The organism is Streptomyces ipomoeae 91-03 (genome assembly GCF_000317595.1).
GTDB lineage: Bacteria > Actinomycetota > Actinomycetes > Streptomycetales > Streptomycetaceae > Streptomyces > Streptomyces ipomoeae.
Genome location: NZ_AEJC01000515.1, coordinates 12,534 through 30,102, shown reverse-complemented (window position 1 = coordinate 30,102; position 17,569 = coordinate 12,534). Strand labels below are relative to the sequence as shown.

Here is a 17,569-nt window from a genome sequence, read left to right as displayed (position 1 = left end):
CCGACGACCTTCTCGTACTGCGCGCGGTTCTGGAGGGGGCCCAGCTGGACGCCGTCCTCCAGACCGTTGCCGACCTTCACGGACCGTGCGAGCTCGGCGAATCGCTCCGCGAACGCGTCGTAGACGTCCTCGTGGACGTAGACCCGTTTGGCGGCGATGCAGAGCTGGCCGCTGTTGGCGAAGCAGGTCCAGAAGACCTTCGGCGCGACTTCGTCCACGTCCACGTCGGGCAGCACGATCGCGGCGTCGTTGCCGCCCAGTTCCAGGGTGACGCGGGAGAGGTTACGGGCGGCGGAGGCCATGACCTTGCGGCCGGTCGCGGTGGAGCCGACGAAGGCGATCTTGCGGATGCCCGGGTGCTCGGTGAGTCTCGGGCCGAGGTTGTCGCCACCGCTGATGGTGTTGATGACGCCGGCGGGTACGACGTCGGCCAGCAACTCGCCGACGCGCAGCGTGGTGAGCGGTGTGAACGGCGAGGGCTTGACCACGATGGTGTTGCCGGCGAGCAGCGCCGGGCCGATCTTCTTGGCGGCCAGGACGACCGGGAAGTTCCACGGCACGATGCCGGCGACGACGCCGAGCGGTACGCGGCGCACCCGGATGCGGTGGGTCTCGGTCTCGGTGACCTCGTCGTCGGGGTACTCCATGGCGGCATGCGCGTCGAGCCACTCGGCGAAGGCCATGAGCTCGGCGCGCGCGTCGGCCAACGGCTTGCCCTGCTCGGTGGTGAGCAGTACGGCCAGTTCCTCGGTGTGTTCGCGGACGGTCGACGCGCAGGCGGCCAGCACGGCGCGGCGCTCGACCACAGGTGTGGTGCGCCAGGTGGCGAAGGCATGTCGCGCGGCCGAGACGGCGGCGTCCAGTTGGGCGTCGGTGGCGTCGGGGACGTGGCCGACGATCTCCTCGGTGGCGGGATTCAGCACACCCAGCGGGTCGCCTTCGGCGCCGACGAGCCGGCCGCCGATGAGCATGCGATGGGTGGGTTCCGGGTGGATCACTGACGTCACTTCCCTGATGAGTGGGCGTGTCTCGGGGCAGGTCGGGCGTGTCTCCGGGCAGGTGGCGTGCCTCCCGGCACGGGAAGGCGACGAAGGATTCGGGCGGCAGCACGCGCGGCACGCCGTGCGGGTGCGAGGCCGCCGCGTCGGCCGCCCTTACGTACGCGAGGCGTCCGCGCCGACCGGCCATGTGGCCACGGCCGGGACCGAGGTCGCGGCCGCGGAGACTTCCGCCGGCAAGGAGGTGGGAACGGCCATGAGGGCCCTCGCTCGTCGAACCGCTCGTCGAACCCGGGCGAAGGCCCTCTGCTCGGCTCAGGCGATCAGCGGACGCAGGCCTTCGTACGCATCAGGAACGATTCGAGGTAGTCGTCATGCGGGATGCCGGGGGGAAGCCAGTACGTCGGGTGGTCGCCGAGGTAGACGTTGGCGATGCTGGGCTCGTCGATGAGCCGGTCCACCAGCGTCTCGTCGTCGGTGACGGCGGTGAGCACCACGGTGTCCTTGAGCGGCTCGACCCCGGCCTCCGGGCTCCACGGCGCCACCCACACGCAGGGAAAGCGCTGCTCGATGCGGGTCTGTGGGGCATCGGGACGGGACACCTGGTGCACGGCGGGGCGCAACACCGCCGTGCCGTCCCCGAGGTCGTCGACGATCCCGTCTCCGCCCAGCCACGGGGTGGTGCCGGCCGCCTTGGCCAGCAGGTATCGCTCGATCCGGCGGGCCTCGTCGATCGGCTTGACGGGCAGCACCGCCTTGGGGTCCTGTGGCGGCAGGCTGGGCAGCACGGAGAGCCGCTCGGCGATCGCCTGGGCCACCGGTGCCGGATCGCCCTCGACGAACACCGTGGTGGTGTTGATGCATGCGGCTCCGCCGTGGGCACTGACCGAGGAGACGATGGTGTCCAGATAGGACGTCCAGTCGGCATCCTTGGTGACGAGGAACTTCGACCGCCCCGGACCCTGCGGCAGCACCGTCGCCATCGAGGAGTACTTGCGCACCACCTCGTCGTCGCCGTACACCATCGCCAGATCCGCGCCCCGCACGACCTCGTCGGCGGTAGCGTGGTCGGTCGGCAGCAAGGCGACCTGGTCGGCGCCGAAGCCGGCGTCGCGCAGTGCGGTGATCCACCGGTGCGGGCTGAACGGTTCGCGGCTCGACGGCCGCACCGCCACCCGGTAGCCGAGGGCGAGGGACTGCAGCCACAGGGTGTGGGCGCTCGGTGTGTTGCCGGGGGCATGAACGGCGAACACATGGCCGCGACGGGCCCACACGCCGCTGCCGTGCCGGGTGCGCGGATCGCGCCAGTCGTTGACCGCCCCGAGGGGACGGGCCAGCTGGGAACTGAGGTACGCGCGGTCCGTGTACTGCACGGTGTACTCGAGGGCCATCTCCGTCGTGACCCAGGGCAGGCCCGACACCCGGCACACCGCGTGCTGGTACTCCTCGGGGGACAGCCCACCGACGGTCTCGGTGGCGAAGGCCCTGCCGGCCCTGGCGATGGCGTCCAGGCGCTGTTCCAACGGCAACGGGTCGGCCTTGCGCAGCGCCGACATCGTCCTGGCGACGAAGAGCGGGGGAACCAGGCTCAGCTCGGCGAACGGCGCACCATGGATGTCATTGACGGTCTGGATGTTCCTCGACCGGTACGTGCCTCCAGGGCCCAGGGCGTCGAGTCGGACGAGGTCGCTCGTGACGCTCACTAATAGACCCCCTCGATCACGGCTTCGCCGTCGAAGACCTGAACCGGAGTCACATCCGCCAGGGAATCGCCCACCTGTCCTCGCGGCCCCGGTACACGGGTGGCCTCGTCGCGGTCCAGGTTGTTGGGCAGCAGGAAACTCCGGCTGACGTGGTTGACCACCACCCGGCCACGGGCGCCGTGGTCGACCTGTTTCCCGCTGTCCGGGTCGACGACCCGGAAGGTGATGAACGGTGCCGGCGGGTCGAAGACGCACTCGCCGACGTCCTCGGTGAATCGCTGGCCGCAGCTGTGCAGCATCATCGTGCTGCCGAAGAAGCCGACGAGCGCGAGGCCGGGAAAGACCTCGCTGCCGAGCAGGTCACGGGTGCTGGCGTCCATGTGCGCACCGGCCCAGACGATCGCCTTGACCTTGTTCCGCACCAGCTCGGTCAGCTCGTCGTCGACGGCGAGTCGTTCGAGCACCGGCGGCGTGATGGCGAGGACACCCACGTCCTGACTGCGTAACACGTACCGGGCCTGCTCGAGCAGATGGCCGGCGTAGGCGCGGGCGTCGTCGGTGCGACCGGAGGAGATGAGTTGCTTGACCCAGCGCGGGTCCATGTCTATCGAGAACAGGTGGCCGCCACGGTCCTTCGCGAGCCGCGCGTACGCGTAGCCCCCCATGTGCGGGCCGGTGGGAAACATCATCAGCCAGTTCGCGCCCCTCGGGACGCCGTGCGCGTCCAGGGTCGAGCTGAGCCATCCCTGCGACTTGAGGAACCAGTCCCGCAGGAGAACCACGCGCTTGGGCTGGCCGGTGGTGCCACCGCTCTCGAAGATCCCGCAGATCTCCGGGTTCTCGCCGTAACCGCGAGGAACGAGGTCCTCGACGCGCACGTCGCGCAGCTCGTCGCACACGTTCGGGAACAACGCCAGATCATCGACCCCCTTCACATCGGTCAGCGGGTCGAAATCGAGTGTCTTCGCCCGCGCCAACCAGAACGGCGAACCGGTCCTGGGGTCGAAGTGCCATCGCATCGCCGCCCTGATGAACTCACCCGGGTCAGGACCGTCCTCGATCGGCGTGTCGAGAACGGTGTCGTTTTCGTCGAACATGCTGCCTCCGGTGTCTCGCTCGTCCTGCGGGCCACGCTCGGTGCTGTCATTCCAGCGTCGAGGGGGTGGTGGGGGAACGGCGTGTGCCGGTGGGCGGCACGGCGGCGCGTCACCGCTCCAGCAGCGCAGGTAGGCACAGCCGCTGTTGCATGCCGCGGCGCGCCGCTGACGTGGGCCGCGTCACGGCCTGGGGGGCGGAGTGCCGGGTGTGTCCGTTGTGTCGTGCCGCAGGGCGGCACGGGGAGCCTTCCGCCGGTGGCCGGAGCACTACAGTCCCCGCTCAGTCCTCCCTACCGTATGTCCTGGATCACTGAGCATCCGGGCTTGATGGGAAGCGAGCCGCTCCATGTCCGAGATCACCAGCGACTCCGAGACCACCAGCGACGTCGAACCGGTCGGCGTCACCGCGACGAGCACGGCCGCCACCGCACAGAAAACCACCGCGTCGCGGGTCGCTGTCGCGAGCCTCATCGGCACGATCATCGAGTACTACGACTTCGCCGTGTACGGCACGGCCGCCGCCCTCGTCCTCGGCCCGGCCTTCTTCCCCTCCGGCAACGCCACGGTGTCCACGCTGGCCGCCTTCCTCACCGTCGCCGCCGCGTTCGTGGCCCGACCGGTCGGCGTGGTGGTGTTCGGCGCCATCGGCGACCGGGTCGGCCGCAAGCGTGCCCTCTTCCTCTCCCTGCTCCTGATGGGCCTGTCCACGGTAGGCGTCGGACTGCTGCCCACGTACGAGACCGCCGGTCTCATCGCCCCCGTGCTCCTGGTCGTTCTGCGCCTGCTGCAGGGCGTGAGCCTCGGCGGTGAGTGGGGCGGAGCCGTGCTGCTGGCGGCGGAGCACGCGCCCCCCGGACGCCGTGCGCTGTACGCGTCGATCCCGCAGGCCGGCCCGCCGCTCGGCTTCCTGCTGTCCAGCGCCGTGATCCTGCCGACGCTGGCGATCGTGGGCAGGGACGGCTTCGCCGAGTGGGCCTGGCGCATCCCGTTCCTGCTGAGCACCGGCCTGATCGTCGTCGGCCTGTGGGTCCGGTCCCGGGTCGCCGAGTCCCCCGTCTTCAACGAGCGGTCCACCGGCGGCGCCGCGGCACCCCGCTTCCCGCTGGGCGTGCTGGTCAAGGAGTACCCCGGCAGACTGCTCCTCGGCGTGGGTGCGGCGATCGGCGGTTCCTCGATCTACTACCTGGCGACCGTCTACAGCCTCTCCTACGGACCGACCGCCCTCGGTATCCCGCAGCCCACGATGCTGACAGCCACGAGCATCGCCGCCGTGGCCGACGTGGCCGTCACCGTGCCGGTGGCGATATGGGCCGACCGGGTCGGCAGACGCCCTGTGATGCTGGCCGGCGCGGCGGGGTGCGCCGTGTGGGCCCTGCCCATGTTCGGCTCCCTGCAGACCCGCGACGCCGTACTGATCACCGGGGCCTTCACCATCGGGCTCGTGCTGTTCATCATGATGTTCGCGCCCATGGCCGCGTTCCTGCCGGAGCTGTTCCCGGCCCGGCTGCGGTACACCGGAGCCTCGGCGACCTTCATCCTCGCCGTCACTCTCGGCGGCGGCTTCGCCCCGCTGGTCGCCACCTGGCTGACTTCGCACTGGCAGTCGCCGTTCGTCCTCGGCCTCTACGCCGGCGTGCTGTGCCTGGTCAGCGTGGGCTGCATCCTGGCCCTCCCCGAGACCCGCGACAAGGATTTCACCGCCTGACCCCTCTCGCCCGGAGCACTCGAACCGCCCGCCGTGCCATCCGGGCACGGCGGGCGGTTCGTCGTGGACGCCGGGTTCCACGGTTCCGGTGGGACGGTGCGGGATGCGGCGCCGACCGGTGGTGACCAGCTGGGCGGCGGGGCTCCCACGGGCGCGCTGCGTCGGCCGGATCTCATTCCACGCGGCGGTGGCGGCCACGCTGCCGACCGGGGCGGCCGCGCGCGGGGGGTGGCCGCCGCGGACAGTACAGCCGTGCGGCGACGAATGGGCTGTTCCAGGTGGGCGGTTCCACCAAGACCTTCGTCGCGACTGTGGTGCTGCGGCTGGTGGCCGAGGGCAAGGCCGGGCTGGACGCCCCGGCGGCCGACCACCTGCCCCGGTTCGGGCCGGACCGGCGGATCACCGTGCGGATGCCGCCGCAGCACACCAGCGGGCTGTTCGACTTCTCCGGCGGGTACTACGACGACGGGACGCCCGTTGTCAGGTGGTCCTCGGCAGGACCGGGGTGTCGAAGATCATCTCCAGTGTCTCGAAACGGCGCAGCACCGCCCCCGGAAGGAGTTCGGGCTCGAAGCCGGGCCTGACCCGGAGGTTGGGCAGCCGCTTGTACAGCTTCGCGGTGGCGACCTGTATCTCGAGTCGGGCCATGTTCATGCCGACGCAGAAATGGATGCCCTGGCCGAACGGAAGATCCGTAGGCAGGTTGGCCCAGTCACGCTCGATGATGAACTCGTCCGGCCGGTCGAAGACCTGCGGGTCATGATTCGCGGCGCTGATGACAGCGAAGGCCTTCTCACCCGGTTCGACATCGATGTTCCCGATCCTGGTCGGCTTGGCGCAGGTGCGCCACAGACCCGAGATGGGTGTCTCGAACCGCAGTGATTCCGCTGCCAGGGAGGGTGCGAGCCCTTCGACGTCGGACAGGAACCGGGCCTTCTGCTCGGGGTACCGGTCCAGCAGGTAGGCGGTGTTACCGATCGCCCCGATCGTCGTACCGATCCCCGCCACGTTCAGCAGCTGGATCACTCGCGCGATCTCGCCCACCTCGAAGTAGTCGCCGTCCACCCTGGCGAAGGACAGCTGGGTGATCAGGTCGTCGCTGTCCGGCCCGGCCGCACGCTTCGCCCGGATCATCCCTCCGAGGTGTTCCAGCCACTCGTTGAGCTCGGTGCCGTACCCGCCTTCCGCTCGGCCGTCCATGGTGACCGTGACCAGCTCTTCCATCCGCTTCGCCGCCCGCGCGTACTCGTCGCGTTCGCTCTCCGGGATGCCCAGCAGCTCGCAGACATGACCGGCGGCCATCCGCTCCGCGAAATCCTCGTACATCTCGAAGGATCCCCGCTCGGAAAGATCGTCGATGATGTCGTCCGCGAGGCGTTCACTGAAAGCGCGCATGTTCTGGATACGGGACGCCGACAGCGCCTTGACCAGCAGTTTCCGCTGGCGCGTGTGGCGCGGCGGGTCGGCCCAGCCGAGCACCTGCTCCTCAGGCGGCAGCGGCTCCTTCAGCGGCCAGATGTTGCCGGACGCGTTGGAGAACGTCCGGTGCTCGCCCAGTAGCTCCTTGACTCCCTCATAGGTGGTGACCTGCACCGCGCCCAGCTCGGCGTTGCGTGCGACCGGGCAGCGGGCCCGGTCGTGCGCGAACTCCTCCCAGGGCTCGGCGGCCTTGGCCGTGTACGGCCTGTACCGCGGTTCGACGTCCTCGATCGACGCGTCCTCGGGCCGACTGGTCATGTCGCTCTTCCTCTCAGTCGTCTTCGTTCGGTGTGAAGGTGATCGCGAGCCATGGGCAGTCGGCCTCGGCACGCCGCAGCCGGTCGTGGTCCGCTGCGGCCAGGTCGAGGTCGTCGGCGAGCCACGCCTGCCCGTCACCGAGGCGGAAGACTTCGGGCGCGATTTTCTGGCAGTAGCCGACGCCACTGCACAGGTCGTGGTCGACCGAGAGCAGGGAGCCGCCTTGGCTTCGTTCGGTCGCACTCATGCGTCGGCCCTCGGTGGGGCGGGCGGGGTGGACTCCGCATGCGGGCGGAAGCCGAGGACGTCGACGTCACCGGCCGCGGAGGTGGGCGCGCCGAGCAAGGAGCCGGGGTCGGCACCACCGGGGGGAAGCGGCGGCAGCCCGGTCCGGGCCGGCTGTGTCGTCCGGTGGCGTGACACCGGCCAACAGACGTTCCTGGGGCGGAATGTGATGGACAGTCAGATCACTCCTCGGGTCAACTCCGGGGATGGTTCCGGTTCTTCTCCAGGACCTCGCAGCGGAAGAGTGCCCCTGGCCGCGCGCGGTCCGCCCTCCGCCGTGCCGCTCTGCGGCACGGCGGAGTGACATTGAAATGTTCAAGGTCATCTCCTTGTGACAGCCCGGTAGCGAGTTCTCCATCCAGGGACGGTAGGGGATCTGATGCGGTATGAGGTTTTTGGCTGCCTTCGCGTGCTGGACGAGAACGGCAGCCGGTCCGTCGGCTCTCGCGGGACAGGGACGCTGCCGGCAGTCCTGCTGATCCGGGCCGGTCGTCAGCCTGCCCCGGGCCCGCGCGGATCTGTGTTCATGCCGCCACGGACGACCTCGTCGGCCCTCACCCCGTGCGCGAGTTCATAGGCCGGCTCCTTCGTCTTCACAGGCCGGCTCCTTCATCAACCCGACGCACGCGTGCTTGCTCGCGGTGTTGTCGGCCCTCCACCCCCGCTGACGTCGATGGACGGCTGAATGACGTGGGAACGCCCGCCGTCTCCGTCAGCTGTGACCCCCACGTGACCGGTTCGACAGGAAGAAACCGCCATGAACGAACAACTTGAGTGGGGCTTCGCCCGACCCGAGGCCGTCGCCGTGACCGGCAAGGCCCTGGTCGGCGGCACCCCGAGCTCTGCGAGTCCTGGTGGCTGGATGGCGTTTCGCCCAACCCCGGTGACCGGCACGTCCGTTGAAGTCGGCGCCGACGGGGCCGCCCGATGAGCATGCCGCGCCAGACCGTGACCGTCGGGACCGGCCCGCTCTCCTTCGTCGACGTCACCGCTGTCGCACGGGAAGGCGCGACGGTCTGCCTCGGCGACGACGCCTTCTCGGCGTTGGAGAAAGGCCGGGCCGTGGTGGAGGAACTCGCCCACGCGCCGACACCGTCGTACGGGATCTCGACCGGGTTCGGCGCTCTGGCGACACAACACATCCAGCCGGAGCAGCGGGCTCGGTTACAGCGATCTCTGGTCCGCTCCCACGCCGCCGGCTCGGGGCAGGAGGTCGAGCGAGAAGTCGTGCGCGGAATGATGCTGCTGCGGCTCTCGACGCTCGCGACCGGACACACCGGCGTGCGCGCCGAGACCGCGGAGCGGCTCGCCGCCCTGCTGTCGGCCGGGATCACGCCCGTAGTACGCGAGTTCGGCTCGCTCGGCTGCTCCGGCGACCTGGCACCACTGTCCCATTGCGCGCTGGCGTTGATGGGCGAAGGCGAGGTACGCGACGCGTCGGGTGCCCTCGTACCTGCTGCCGAGGCGCTCACCGCCGCCGGTCTCAGCCCGGTCGAGCTGCACGAGAAAGAGGGCCTCGCCCTCATCAACGGCACCGACGGCATGCTGGCCCAACTCGTCCTCGCGATCACCGATCTGCGGCGGTTGCTGAAGACCCTGGACATCGCCGCCGCCATGTCCGTCGAAGCACAGCTCGGGACCGACAGAGCGTTCGCGCCTGATCTGCAGGCACTTCGGCCCCATCCCGGTCAGGCCGCCTCCGCGGCCAACCTGGTCGCGATCATGGCGGGTTCCGGTGTCGTCGCCTCCCATCGCGGGCCGCACTGCACCCGCGTACAGGACGCGTACTCCCTGCGGTGCTCGCCGCAGGTCCACGGCGCCGCACGCGACACCGTCGAGTACGCCGCCGCGGTGGCCGGCCGCGAGTTGGCCTCGGCCGTCGACAACCCGGCCGTGCTCTTCAGCGACGGACGGGTCGAGTCGAACGGCAACTTCCACGGCGCGCCTGTCGCCTACGCGCTCGATTTCCTGGCCATCGCGACCGCGGACGTCGCCTCGATCAGCGAACGCCGAACCGACCGGTTCCTGGACGTCGCCCGCAACCACGGCCTGCCGGCGTTCCTGGCCGACGCCCCCGGTGTCGACAGCGGATACATGATCGCCCAGTACACCCAGGCCGCGATCGTCTCCGAACTCAAGCGCCTCGCGGCACCCGCGTCGGTCGATTCCATACCGTCGAGCGCGATGTTCGAGGACCACGTGTCCATGGGATGGGGAGCGGCCCGCAAACTGCGGCGTGCCGTCGACGGCCTCACCCGCGTCGTCGCCATCGAAATCCTCACCGCCGCACGGGCGCTCGATCTGCGCGCCCCCTTGACGCCGTCCGCCGCCACCGGTGCGGTCGTGGCGCTGCTGAGGTCCTCCGGAGTGCCCGGTCCCGGCTCGGACCGGTATCTGGCGCCCGAGATCGACAACACGGTCGAACTCGTCGGCTCAGGCGCTGTTCTCGCCGCAGTCGAGTCAGTGACGGGAGCCCTCTCATGACCACATCGCGAGAAGGGGCGGACATGTCCGCGACACACGGTGTCGACCTGATCCGCCCGTTGCCCGAACTGCTGCGCACACACGTGGCACTGCGCGGGACCAAGGTCGCGTACTCCGACGCGCGGCGGGCGGTGACCTACACGGAACTGGAACGGCGTACGGCCCGGCTCGGCGGCCACCTGGTCGCACTCGGCCTGCCCCGCGGCGCGCGGGTGGCGATCCTGCTGGGCAACCGCGTGGAGATGGTGGAGAGCTACCTCGGCGTCAACCGCGCCGGCTGCGTCGGCGTGCCGGTCAACCCGCACTCCTCCGACGCGGAGCTGCGGCACATGCTCACCGACAGCGACGCCCAGGCGGTGATCACCGACACCGCGCACGCCGACCAGGTGCGCGCGGTGCTGCCGGCCGGACCACGGCACCTCGTCGTCGTCGGCGACTGTCCGGACGCGGTGTCGTACGAGGACCTGGCCACGCGCGAGCCGGCCGTCCCGGCACGCGACGACCTCGGCGTGGACGAACCCGCCTTCCTGCTCTACACCTCGGGAACGACCGGCCGCCCCAAAGGCGTGCTGTCCACGCTGCGCGCCGCGCTGTGGAACGTCGCCAACTGCTATGTCCCGATGGTCGAACTGTCCCCCGAGGACACGTTGTTGTTCCCGCTGCCGCTGTTCCACACCCTCGGCCACCACCTGTGCGTGATCGGAGTGACCGCGGTCGGCGCCACGGCGCATCTGATGGCGGGGCTCTCCGCCGCCGAGGTGCTCGACGAACTGCGCGCCCGGCCCTACACCTTCCTGGTCGGCGTGCCGACGATCTACCACAACCTGGTCCATGCCGCCGGTGCGGAAGGACTCACGCTGCCCGCGCTGCGGGTGTGCTTCATCGCGGGCGCGGTCAGCACACCCGCGCTCGGCGAGGCGTTCGAGGCCGCCTTCGGCGTCCGGCTCACCGACAGCTACGGCAGCACCGAGACGAGCGGGACGATGACCGCCATGCGGCCGGACGGCGAGCGGGTGCCCGGCTCGTGCGGTCAGCCGGTGCCCGGACTGAGCCTGCGCGTGGTGGACCCGGACACCGGCGTCGATGTGCCGACCGGTGAGGAGGGCGAGGTCTGGGTCAGCGGCCCGAACGTGATGCTGGGCTACCACAACCTGCCGGAGGCCACCGCGCAGGTGCTCCGCGACGGCTGGTACCGCACCGGCGACCTCGCCCGCCGCAACGACGCCGGCTACCTCTGGATCACCGGCCGGCGCAACGACGTGATCATCCGGGGCGGGGAGAACGTGCATCCCACCGAGATCGAGGCCGTGCTCGCCCGGGTGCCCGGTGTGCGCGAGGCCGCCGTGACGGGAGCGGCGCACGAGGAGTTCGGCCAGGTCCCGGTGGCGCTGGTGGTGCCCGAACCCGATGGCTCCGACGGCCTCGACTGCGCGGAGCTGTTTGCGCGGTGCCGCCGGGACCTCGCCTACTTCAAAGTGCCGGTGGAGGTCCGCGCCGTGGCCGCACTGCCGAGGACGGCGACGGGCAAGATCGCGCGCAAGTCGCTGACCGAGCTGCCCGGCCGTCTGCTCGCGGTCGCCGGCTCCCACGACGGTCTGCACCTCATGGGAGCCGATGGTGAACTGGTGCCGCTCCCGGCCACCGAACTGCCCGCCGGGGCCAGTCCGCTCGCCGGCCGCGACCTGGCCCTGGCGGGAGACGCAGGGGAACTCGCGGACCTGATCGCCCACCACCTCGTGGCCGGACACGGGGTCCGGCGCGTGGAGCAGTCCGGAACGGATCCCGGCGTCACCGTCACGGTCACCGGCGCCACCGTGACGATCGCCGTCGCCGGGTCCGCTCCCACGACCCTGGTGCTGGCGGAGGGGCTGACCGGCCACCGGATCCGCAACGCCGTGGACGTCGCGCTGAGCCGGCCGGGCAGCACGCTGGTCGCGGCCGTGCGGACGGTGTCCGCCACCGCACCGGACCGGCTCCCGACCAGGGTGGACCTGGCCGGGATCACCGGGACCGACCTCGGCAGGACGCTCGTCGACCTTGTCTCGGGCGAGGTCACCGAGGTGCTGGGCGAAACCGGTGGTATCGCGCCCGACCGGGCCCTGCGCGAGTACGGGCTCACCTCGGTGGACGCGGTCCGGCTGCGGGACCGGATCGCCGCCGCCACGGGGCTGCGCCTGCCCACGACACTCGCGTTCGACCACCCCTCGGTGCGTGCGATCGCCGGGTACGTGCAGGGCGAACTCACCGGTTCACCCGAGCCGGAGGAACAGGCCCCGACCGCCGCGTCGACCGGCGCCGACGACGATCCCGTGGTGCTCGTGGGTATCGGCTGCCGCTACCCCGGCGGGGTCGGTTCCCCCGAGGAACTGTGGCGGCTGGTGGCCGACGGGGTCGACGCCACCTCCGAGTTCCCCGACGACCGGGGCTGGGACTTCGACCGGCTGTTCGGCCCCGATCCCGACCGCGGCGGCACCTCTCGCACCCGGCGCGGCGGGTTCCTCCGGGAGATGGCCGACTTCGACCCCGAGTTCTTCGGGATCTCGCCGCGCGAGGCGCTGGCGATGGACCCGCAGCACCGGCTGCTGCTGGAGACCTCCTGGGAAGCGCTGGAGCGTGCCGGCATCGACCCGACGTCCCTGCACGGTGAGCGGGTCGGGGTGTACGCGGGGCTGATCCACCACGACTACGTCACCGACCCCGACCGGGTGCCCCGCGAACTGGAGGGCTACATCGGCACGGGCACGGTCGGCGCCGCCGCCTCCGGGCGGATCGCCTATGTGCTGGGGCTGCGCGGTCCGGCGCTCACCGTCGACACCGCCTGCTCCTCGTCCCTGGTGGCCATCCACCTCGCGGCGCAGTCGATCCGCCGGGGGGAGTGCGAGCTCGCGCTGGCAGGTGGTGTGGCCGTCATGGCGACGCCGCAGACGTTCGTCGAGTACAGCAGGCAGGGCGCGCTGGCCGAGGACGGGCGGAGCAAGGCGTTCGCCGCGGCGGCGGACGGCACCGGCTGGGCGGAGGGTGTCGGGATGGTGGTGCTGGAACGACTGTCCAGCGCCCGTCGTGCCGGGCACCCGGTGCTGGCCGTGATCCGGGGCTCCGCGGTGAACCAGGACGGTGCGTCCAACGGCCTGACGGCGCCGAGCGGGACAGCCCAGCAGCAGGTGATCCGACTCGCCCTGCGGGACGCCGGCCTGACACCGTCCGACGTGGACGCGGTCGAGGCCCACGGCACCGGCACCCGGCTCGGCGACCCGATCGAGGCCGGTGCTCTGCTGGCCACCTACGGCCAGGACCGCGACACCCCGCTGTGGCTGGGCTCGCTGAAGTCCAACATCGGGCACACCCAGGCCGCGGCCGGGGTCGGCGGCGTGATCAAGGTCGTACAGGCCATGCTGCACCGCACCCTGCCGAAGACCCTGCACGTGGACGAGCCGTCGCCCCACGTCGACTGGGCGGCGGGAGACGTCCGCCTGCTCACCGAGAGCATGCCGTGGCCGGAGCGGGGCCGGCCGCCGCGCGCGGCTGTCTCCTCCTTCGGGGTCAGCGGCACCAACGCACACCTGATCCTGGAGGCACCACCGGAGGAAGCCGCACCGACGCCCGCCACCGAGCAGTCCGCCGCCGGATCGCCTGCCGCCGAGCCGCTCGCCACCGAGCCGTCCGGCACGGGGTCGCCCGTCGTCGCGTGGACGTTGTCCGGCAGGACTCCCGAGCGGCTACGGGAGTGGGCGGCCCGGCTGCTCCCCGTGGCCGGGGACGTCGCACCGGTGGACCTCGCGCACTCGCTCGCGGTGTCGCGCAGCCACTTCACCCACCGCGCTGTCGTGGTCGGCGGCGATCGTGAGGAGTTGCTCGCCGGGGTGCGGGCCGTCGCCGAGGGGAAGCCGGCGCAGAACATCGTCTCCGGAGTCTCCGGTGTGGAGGGGAAGGTGGCGTTCGTCTTCCCGGGACAGGGCACGCAGTGGGTGGGCATGGCGGCCGGACTGATGGGGGAGCCGGCCTTCGCCGAATCCGTCTACGCCTGTGAACGGGCGCTCAAACCCCACGTGGACTGGTCGCTCACCGAGGTGCTGGCCGGCGGCGCCGATCGGCTTGAGCGGCTGGACGTCATCCACCCTGCGCTGTTCTCGGTGATGGTGTCGCTGGCTGCCCTGTGGCGCTCCCGAGGCGTCGAACCCGACGCGGTGATCGGCCACTCCATGGGTGAGGTGGCCGCCGCGTGCGTCGCGGGTGCGTTGTCGCTGGAGGAGGCCGCCCGCGTCGTCGTGGTGCGCAGCCAGGTCATCGCCGAGCTCGGCGTCAGCGCCGGCATGGCGTCGGTGACCGCGTCGCGCGCACAGCTGGAGTGGCTGCTGGAGCGCTGGCCGGACCAGCTCTGGATCGCCGCGCTCAACGGGCCGTCCACCACCGTGGTCGCCGGTGAGGACGTGGCGATCAAGGGGCTGCTCGCCGAGTGCGCGCTGGACGGCCTGCACGCCCGCCGCATCCGCGTCGACGTCGCCTCGCACTGCCCGAAGATGGAGCCACTGCGTGAGGAGCTGGTGGCCCGTCTGGGGGAGGTGCGCACCTCCAAGCCCTCGGTGCCGATGTACTCCACCGTGGACCTGGACTGGGTCGGCGACTCCACGCTGACCGGCGCGTACTGGTTCCGCAACCTCCGGCAGCCCGTGCGGTTCCAACCGGCCGTCGAACATCTCGTCGACCAGGGCTTCCGGTTCTTCGTGGAGTCCAGCCCGCACCCGGCGCTGACCTCCGGCATCGAACAGACACTGGAGGAGAGCGGCACGACCGGCGTCGCCACCGGAACCCTGCGCCGCGACGACGGCGGCCCCGCACGGTTCCTGACCTCCGCCGCACAGCTGTACACGCGGGGGATGGACGGCGTGAACCTGGCCGCCGGCACCGGCACCGGGCGGCCGGTGCCCCTGCCGACCACACCATTCCAGCGGCGGCGGTTCTGGTTCACGACAACCACCTCGCCCAAGGCGAGCACCGGCCACCCGCTGCTCGGCACGCTGGTCGAGTCCGCCCGCAGCGGTGAACTCGTGGCCTCCAGCCGCATCTCGCCGACCGAGCAGCCGTGGCTGGCCGACCACGGGGTGAACGGGACCTGCATCCTGCCCGGCACCGCGCTGCTGGACCTCGCGCTGCGCGCCGCGCACGGCACCGGTGGCACCGGAATCGACGAGCTGGTCATCGAGGCGCCGCTGGTGTTGTCCCAGCAGGGCACGGCGGAGATCCAGGTCGTGGCGGACCCGACCCGGCATACGGTCGAGGTGTTCAGCAGGCCGGACCAGCCCGGCAGCCAGTGGCGACGTCACGCACAGGGCACGATCCGCGACACCCTCGAAACCGCCGACGAGCCGCTTGTCGGGGCCCTGCCCCCGGCCGACGCCGAGGAGATCGACGTCGACTACGCGTCGCTGGCCGAGCGCGGCTACGAGTACGGTCCGGCGTTCAGGGCCGTACGCAGGCTGTGGCGGCGAGACGGGGAACTGTTCGCCGAGCTGCGACTGCCCGAGGACGCACCCGGCGCCTTCGCCGGCCCCGGACTGCACCCCGTGCTCGGTGACGCCGCCCTGCACGCCATCGCCCTGACCGAACCGCTCCCTGACGGCCACGTCGCGCTGCCGTTCGTGTGGCACGACGTGTGGGCCGGCGAGAGTCGCACCACCCACGCGTACGCCCACCTGGCACCCAGTGGCCGGGACGAGTTCACCGTGGCCATCACCACCGCCGATCGCGAACCGCTGTTCCGAGGAACACTCGGCACACGGACGGTGGCCCTTCGCGAGCTGGCAGGCGCACTGCCGACGGATTCGGTGTACCGGACGCGGTGGACCGAACTCACCGGCCCGGTGGCGACCCCCGCACCGAGATGGGCACTGCTGGGCACCGACCACCTCGGTGTGACCCCCGACCTGGTCGATCTCGCCGATGCCGACGCGGTCATCTGCACCCCGCCGCCCGACGACGTCCGGGCAGCGACACTGGACACACTGTCCCACGTCCAGCACTGGCTGGCCGCCGACCGCCCGGCCGACGTCCCCCTCGTCGTGCTGACCCGCGGCGACGACCTGGCCCACGCGGCGGCGCGCGGCCTGGTGCGGTCGGCGCAGTCCGAGCACCCGGGACGGTTCCTGCAGATCGAGATGGACGACGACCCCCGGTCCTCGGCACGGCTGGCCGACGCGGTGGCCGCCGGACGGCCGCACGTGCGGATCAGCGCGGGACGGCTCCAGGTCCCGGAACTGGCGCGTGTGACGCCGGCGCGGAACGCCCGACCGGACCTCGGCGGCGGCACGGTCCTGATCACCGGCGGCACCGGCACACTCGGGTCACTGGTGGCGCGGCACCTGGTGACCGAGTACGGGGTCCGCAGCCTCCTGCTCACCAGCCGCAGCGGGGCACGGGACGACGACCCTCTCGTCGTGGAACTGAGGGGGTTGGGCGCTGAGGTCGCCGTCGCCGCCTGCGACGCCGCCGACCGGGACGCCCTCGCCGCCGCCCTCGACCTGGTGCCCGCCCGGCACCCGCTGGTCGCGGTCGTGCACGCGGCCGGGGTGCTCGCGGACGGGGTGGTGACCGGAATGACCGCCGACCAGGTGGAGCAGGTGCTGCGCCCCAAGGCCGACGGCGTGCTGAACCTGCACGAGCTGACCAAGGACGCCGAACCGGCCGCCTTCGTGCTGTTCTCCTCGCTGGCCGGGGTGCTGGGCAGTCCGGGGCAGGGGAACTACGCGGCCGCGAACGCGTTCCTGGACGCGTTCGCCGAGCGCCGCAGGGCCGAGGGGCTGCCGGCGCAGTCCCAGGCGTGGAGCCTGTGGGAGGAGGCTTCCGGCATGACCGAGGTGCTGCGCGAGGCCGACCGGAACGGCACCCTCCCGGACGCCACCCTGCCCATGCCGACCGAGTTCGCGCTGGCCCTGTTCGACGAGGCGCTGCGGCAGGACGACCCGGTACTCACCCTCGCCAGGTTCGACGTCGCCAAGCTGCGCACCCGCGGGGCGCCCGCACTGCTGCGCGGTCTCGTGCCCGCCCGGCCGGCCGCCGCCGCACCGGCCGTCCAACTGCGCGACCTGGCTCCGGCCGAGCGCGCCGAACGGCTGCTGGCCGAGGTGCGCGCGATCGCCGCCGAGCTGCTCGGTCACCGGGACGCCGAGGCCCTGCCCCCGGACCGGAGCCTGCTCGAGTCCGGCCTCGACTCGCTGACCTCGGTGGAACTGCGCAACCGGCTGAGCGCCCTGACCGGTCTGCGGCTGCCCGCCACGTTCGTGTTCGACCACCCTGCGCCCCAGGACCTGGCCGACCACCTCCACCGAGCGCTGGCCGCCCCGGCGGAAGCGAGCACCTGATGCAGCCGCCCTGAGCCGGTCCGTGCCGAGGTCCGCCGCCGAGCCCGAGGTGAGGACGGCGACCCGGTTGGGCCGACCAGGGACGGCGGCCGGAGAGCGTCGGGCAACGCCCGCGCCACATCCGGTGCGGGCGGGTGCGCCGCTGCCGCCGGTGAGATCGGCGCGGTGCCGGACCGGCGCGCTCCCGGCCCGTCCACCTCGTGCG

9 protein-coding genes and 1 pseudogene are annotated in these 17,569 nt (G+C 71.5%); 5 read left to right on the top strand and 5 right to left on the bottom strand.

Annotated elements, in window-relative coordinates; translation table 11 throughout:
- The 3 genes from STRIP9103_RS33370 to STRIP9103_RS33360 all read right to left on the bottom strand — a co-directional run.
- On the bottom strand, positions 1-998 hold a 998-nt coding region (locus STRIP9103_RS33370; protein WP_009328027.1), incomplete at its 3' end, for an aldehyde dehydrogenase family protein.
- 323 nt (positions 999-1,321) lie between these two features.
- Entirely contained in the window at positions 1,322-2,701 is a 1,380-nt protein-coding gene (locus tag STRIP9103_RS33365; protein WP_009328024.1) for an aldehyde dehydrogenase family protein, read from the bottom strand.
- Positions 2,701-3,798: an acyl-CoA synthetase family protein gene (locus tag STRIP9103_RS33360; protein WP_009328022.1), complete on the bottom strand. Its 1,098-nt coding sequence runs from the start codon at positions 3,796-3,798 to the stop codon at positions 2,701-2,703. The genes STRIP9103_RS33365 and STRIP9103_RS33360 overlap by 1 nt, the downstream gene beginning before the upstream one ends.
- A gap of 346 nt (positions 3,799-4,144) precedes the next feature.
- Between STRIP9103_RS33360 and STRIP9103_RS33355 the strand changes: the two genes are divergently transcribed.
- Together STRIP9103_RS33355 and STRIP9103_RS52180 are read left to right on the top strand one after the other, a co-directional pair.
- Positions 4,145-5,503, top strand: coding sequence for an MFS transporter (locus STRIP9103_RS33355; protein ID WP_009328028.1), 1,359 nt, complete (start codon positions 4,145-4,147; stop codon positions 5,501-5,503).
- Positions 5,504-5,748: 245 nt separating this feature from the next.
- A pseudogene (locus tag STRIP9103_RS52180) lies at positions 5,749-6,087 on the top strand (serine hydrolase); the annotation flags it as partial.
- On the opposite strand, the gene STRIP9103_RS33350 reads toward STRIP9103_RS52180, so the two are convergent.
- Positions 5,984-7,240, bottom strand: a complete 1,257-nt coding sequence (locus tag STRIP9103_RS33350) for a cytochrome P450 (protein ID WP_009328039.1) — start codon at positions 7,238-7,240, stop codon at positions 5,984-5,986. The pseudogene STRIP9103_RS52180 and the gene STRIP9103_RS33350 sit on opposite strands and share 104 nt — an antisense overlap.
- Positions 7,241-7,253: 13 nt before the next feature.
- Positions 7,254-7,487, bottom strand: a complete 234-nt coding sequence (locus STRIP9103_RS33345; RefSeq protein WP_009328038.1) for a ferredoxin — start codon at positions 7,485-7,487, stop codon at positions 7,254-7,256.
- Positions 7,488-8,282: 795 nt separating this feature from the next.
- Here STRIP9103_RS33345 and STRIP9103_RS50260 point away from each other — a divergent pair.
- Genes STRIP9103_RS50260 through STRIP9103_RS33335 form a run of 3 tightly spaced genes read left to right on the top strand, consistent with a single transcriptional unit; the run spans position 8,283 to position 17,364 of the window.
- Positions 8,283-8,456, top strand: a complete 174-nt coding sequence (locus tag STRIP9103_RS50260) for a hypothetical protein (RefSeq protein WP_009328037.1) — start codon at positions 8,283-8,285, stop codon at positions 8,454-8,456.
- 2 nt (positions 8,457-8,458) lie between these two features.
- Positions 8,459-10,009: a histidine ammonia-lyase gene (gene hutH, locus STRIP9103_RS33340; RefSeq protein ID WP_009328030.1), complete on the top strand. Its 1,551-nt coding sequence runs from the start codon at positions 8,459-8,461 to the stop codon at positions 10,007-10,009.
- A 23-nt stretch (positions 10,010-10,032) separates the two neighbouring features.
- Positions 10,033-17,364: a type I polyketide synthase gene (locus STRIP9103_RS33335; RefSeq protein ID WP_009328040.1), complete on the top strand. Its 7,332-nt coding sequence runs from the start codon at positions 10,033-10,035 to the stop codon at positions 17,362-17,364.
- Positions 17,365-17,569: the final 205 nt, after the last annotated feature.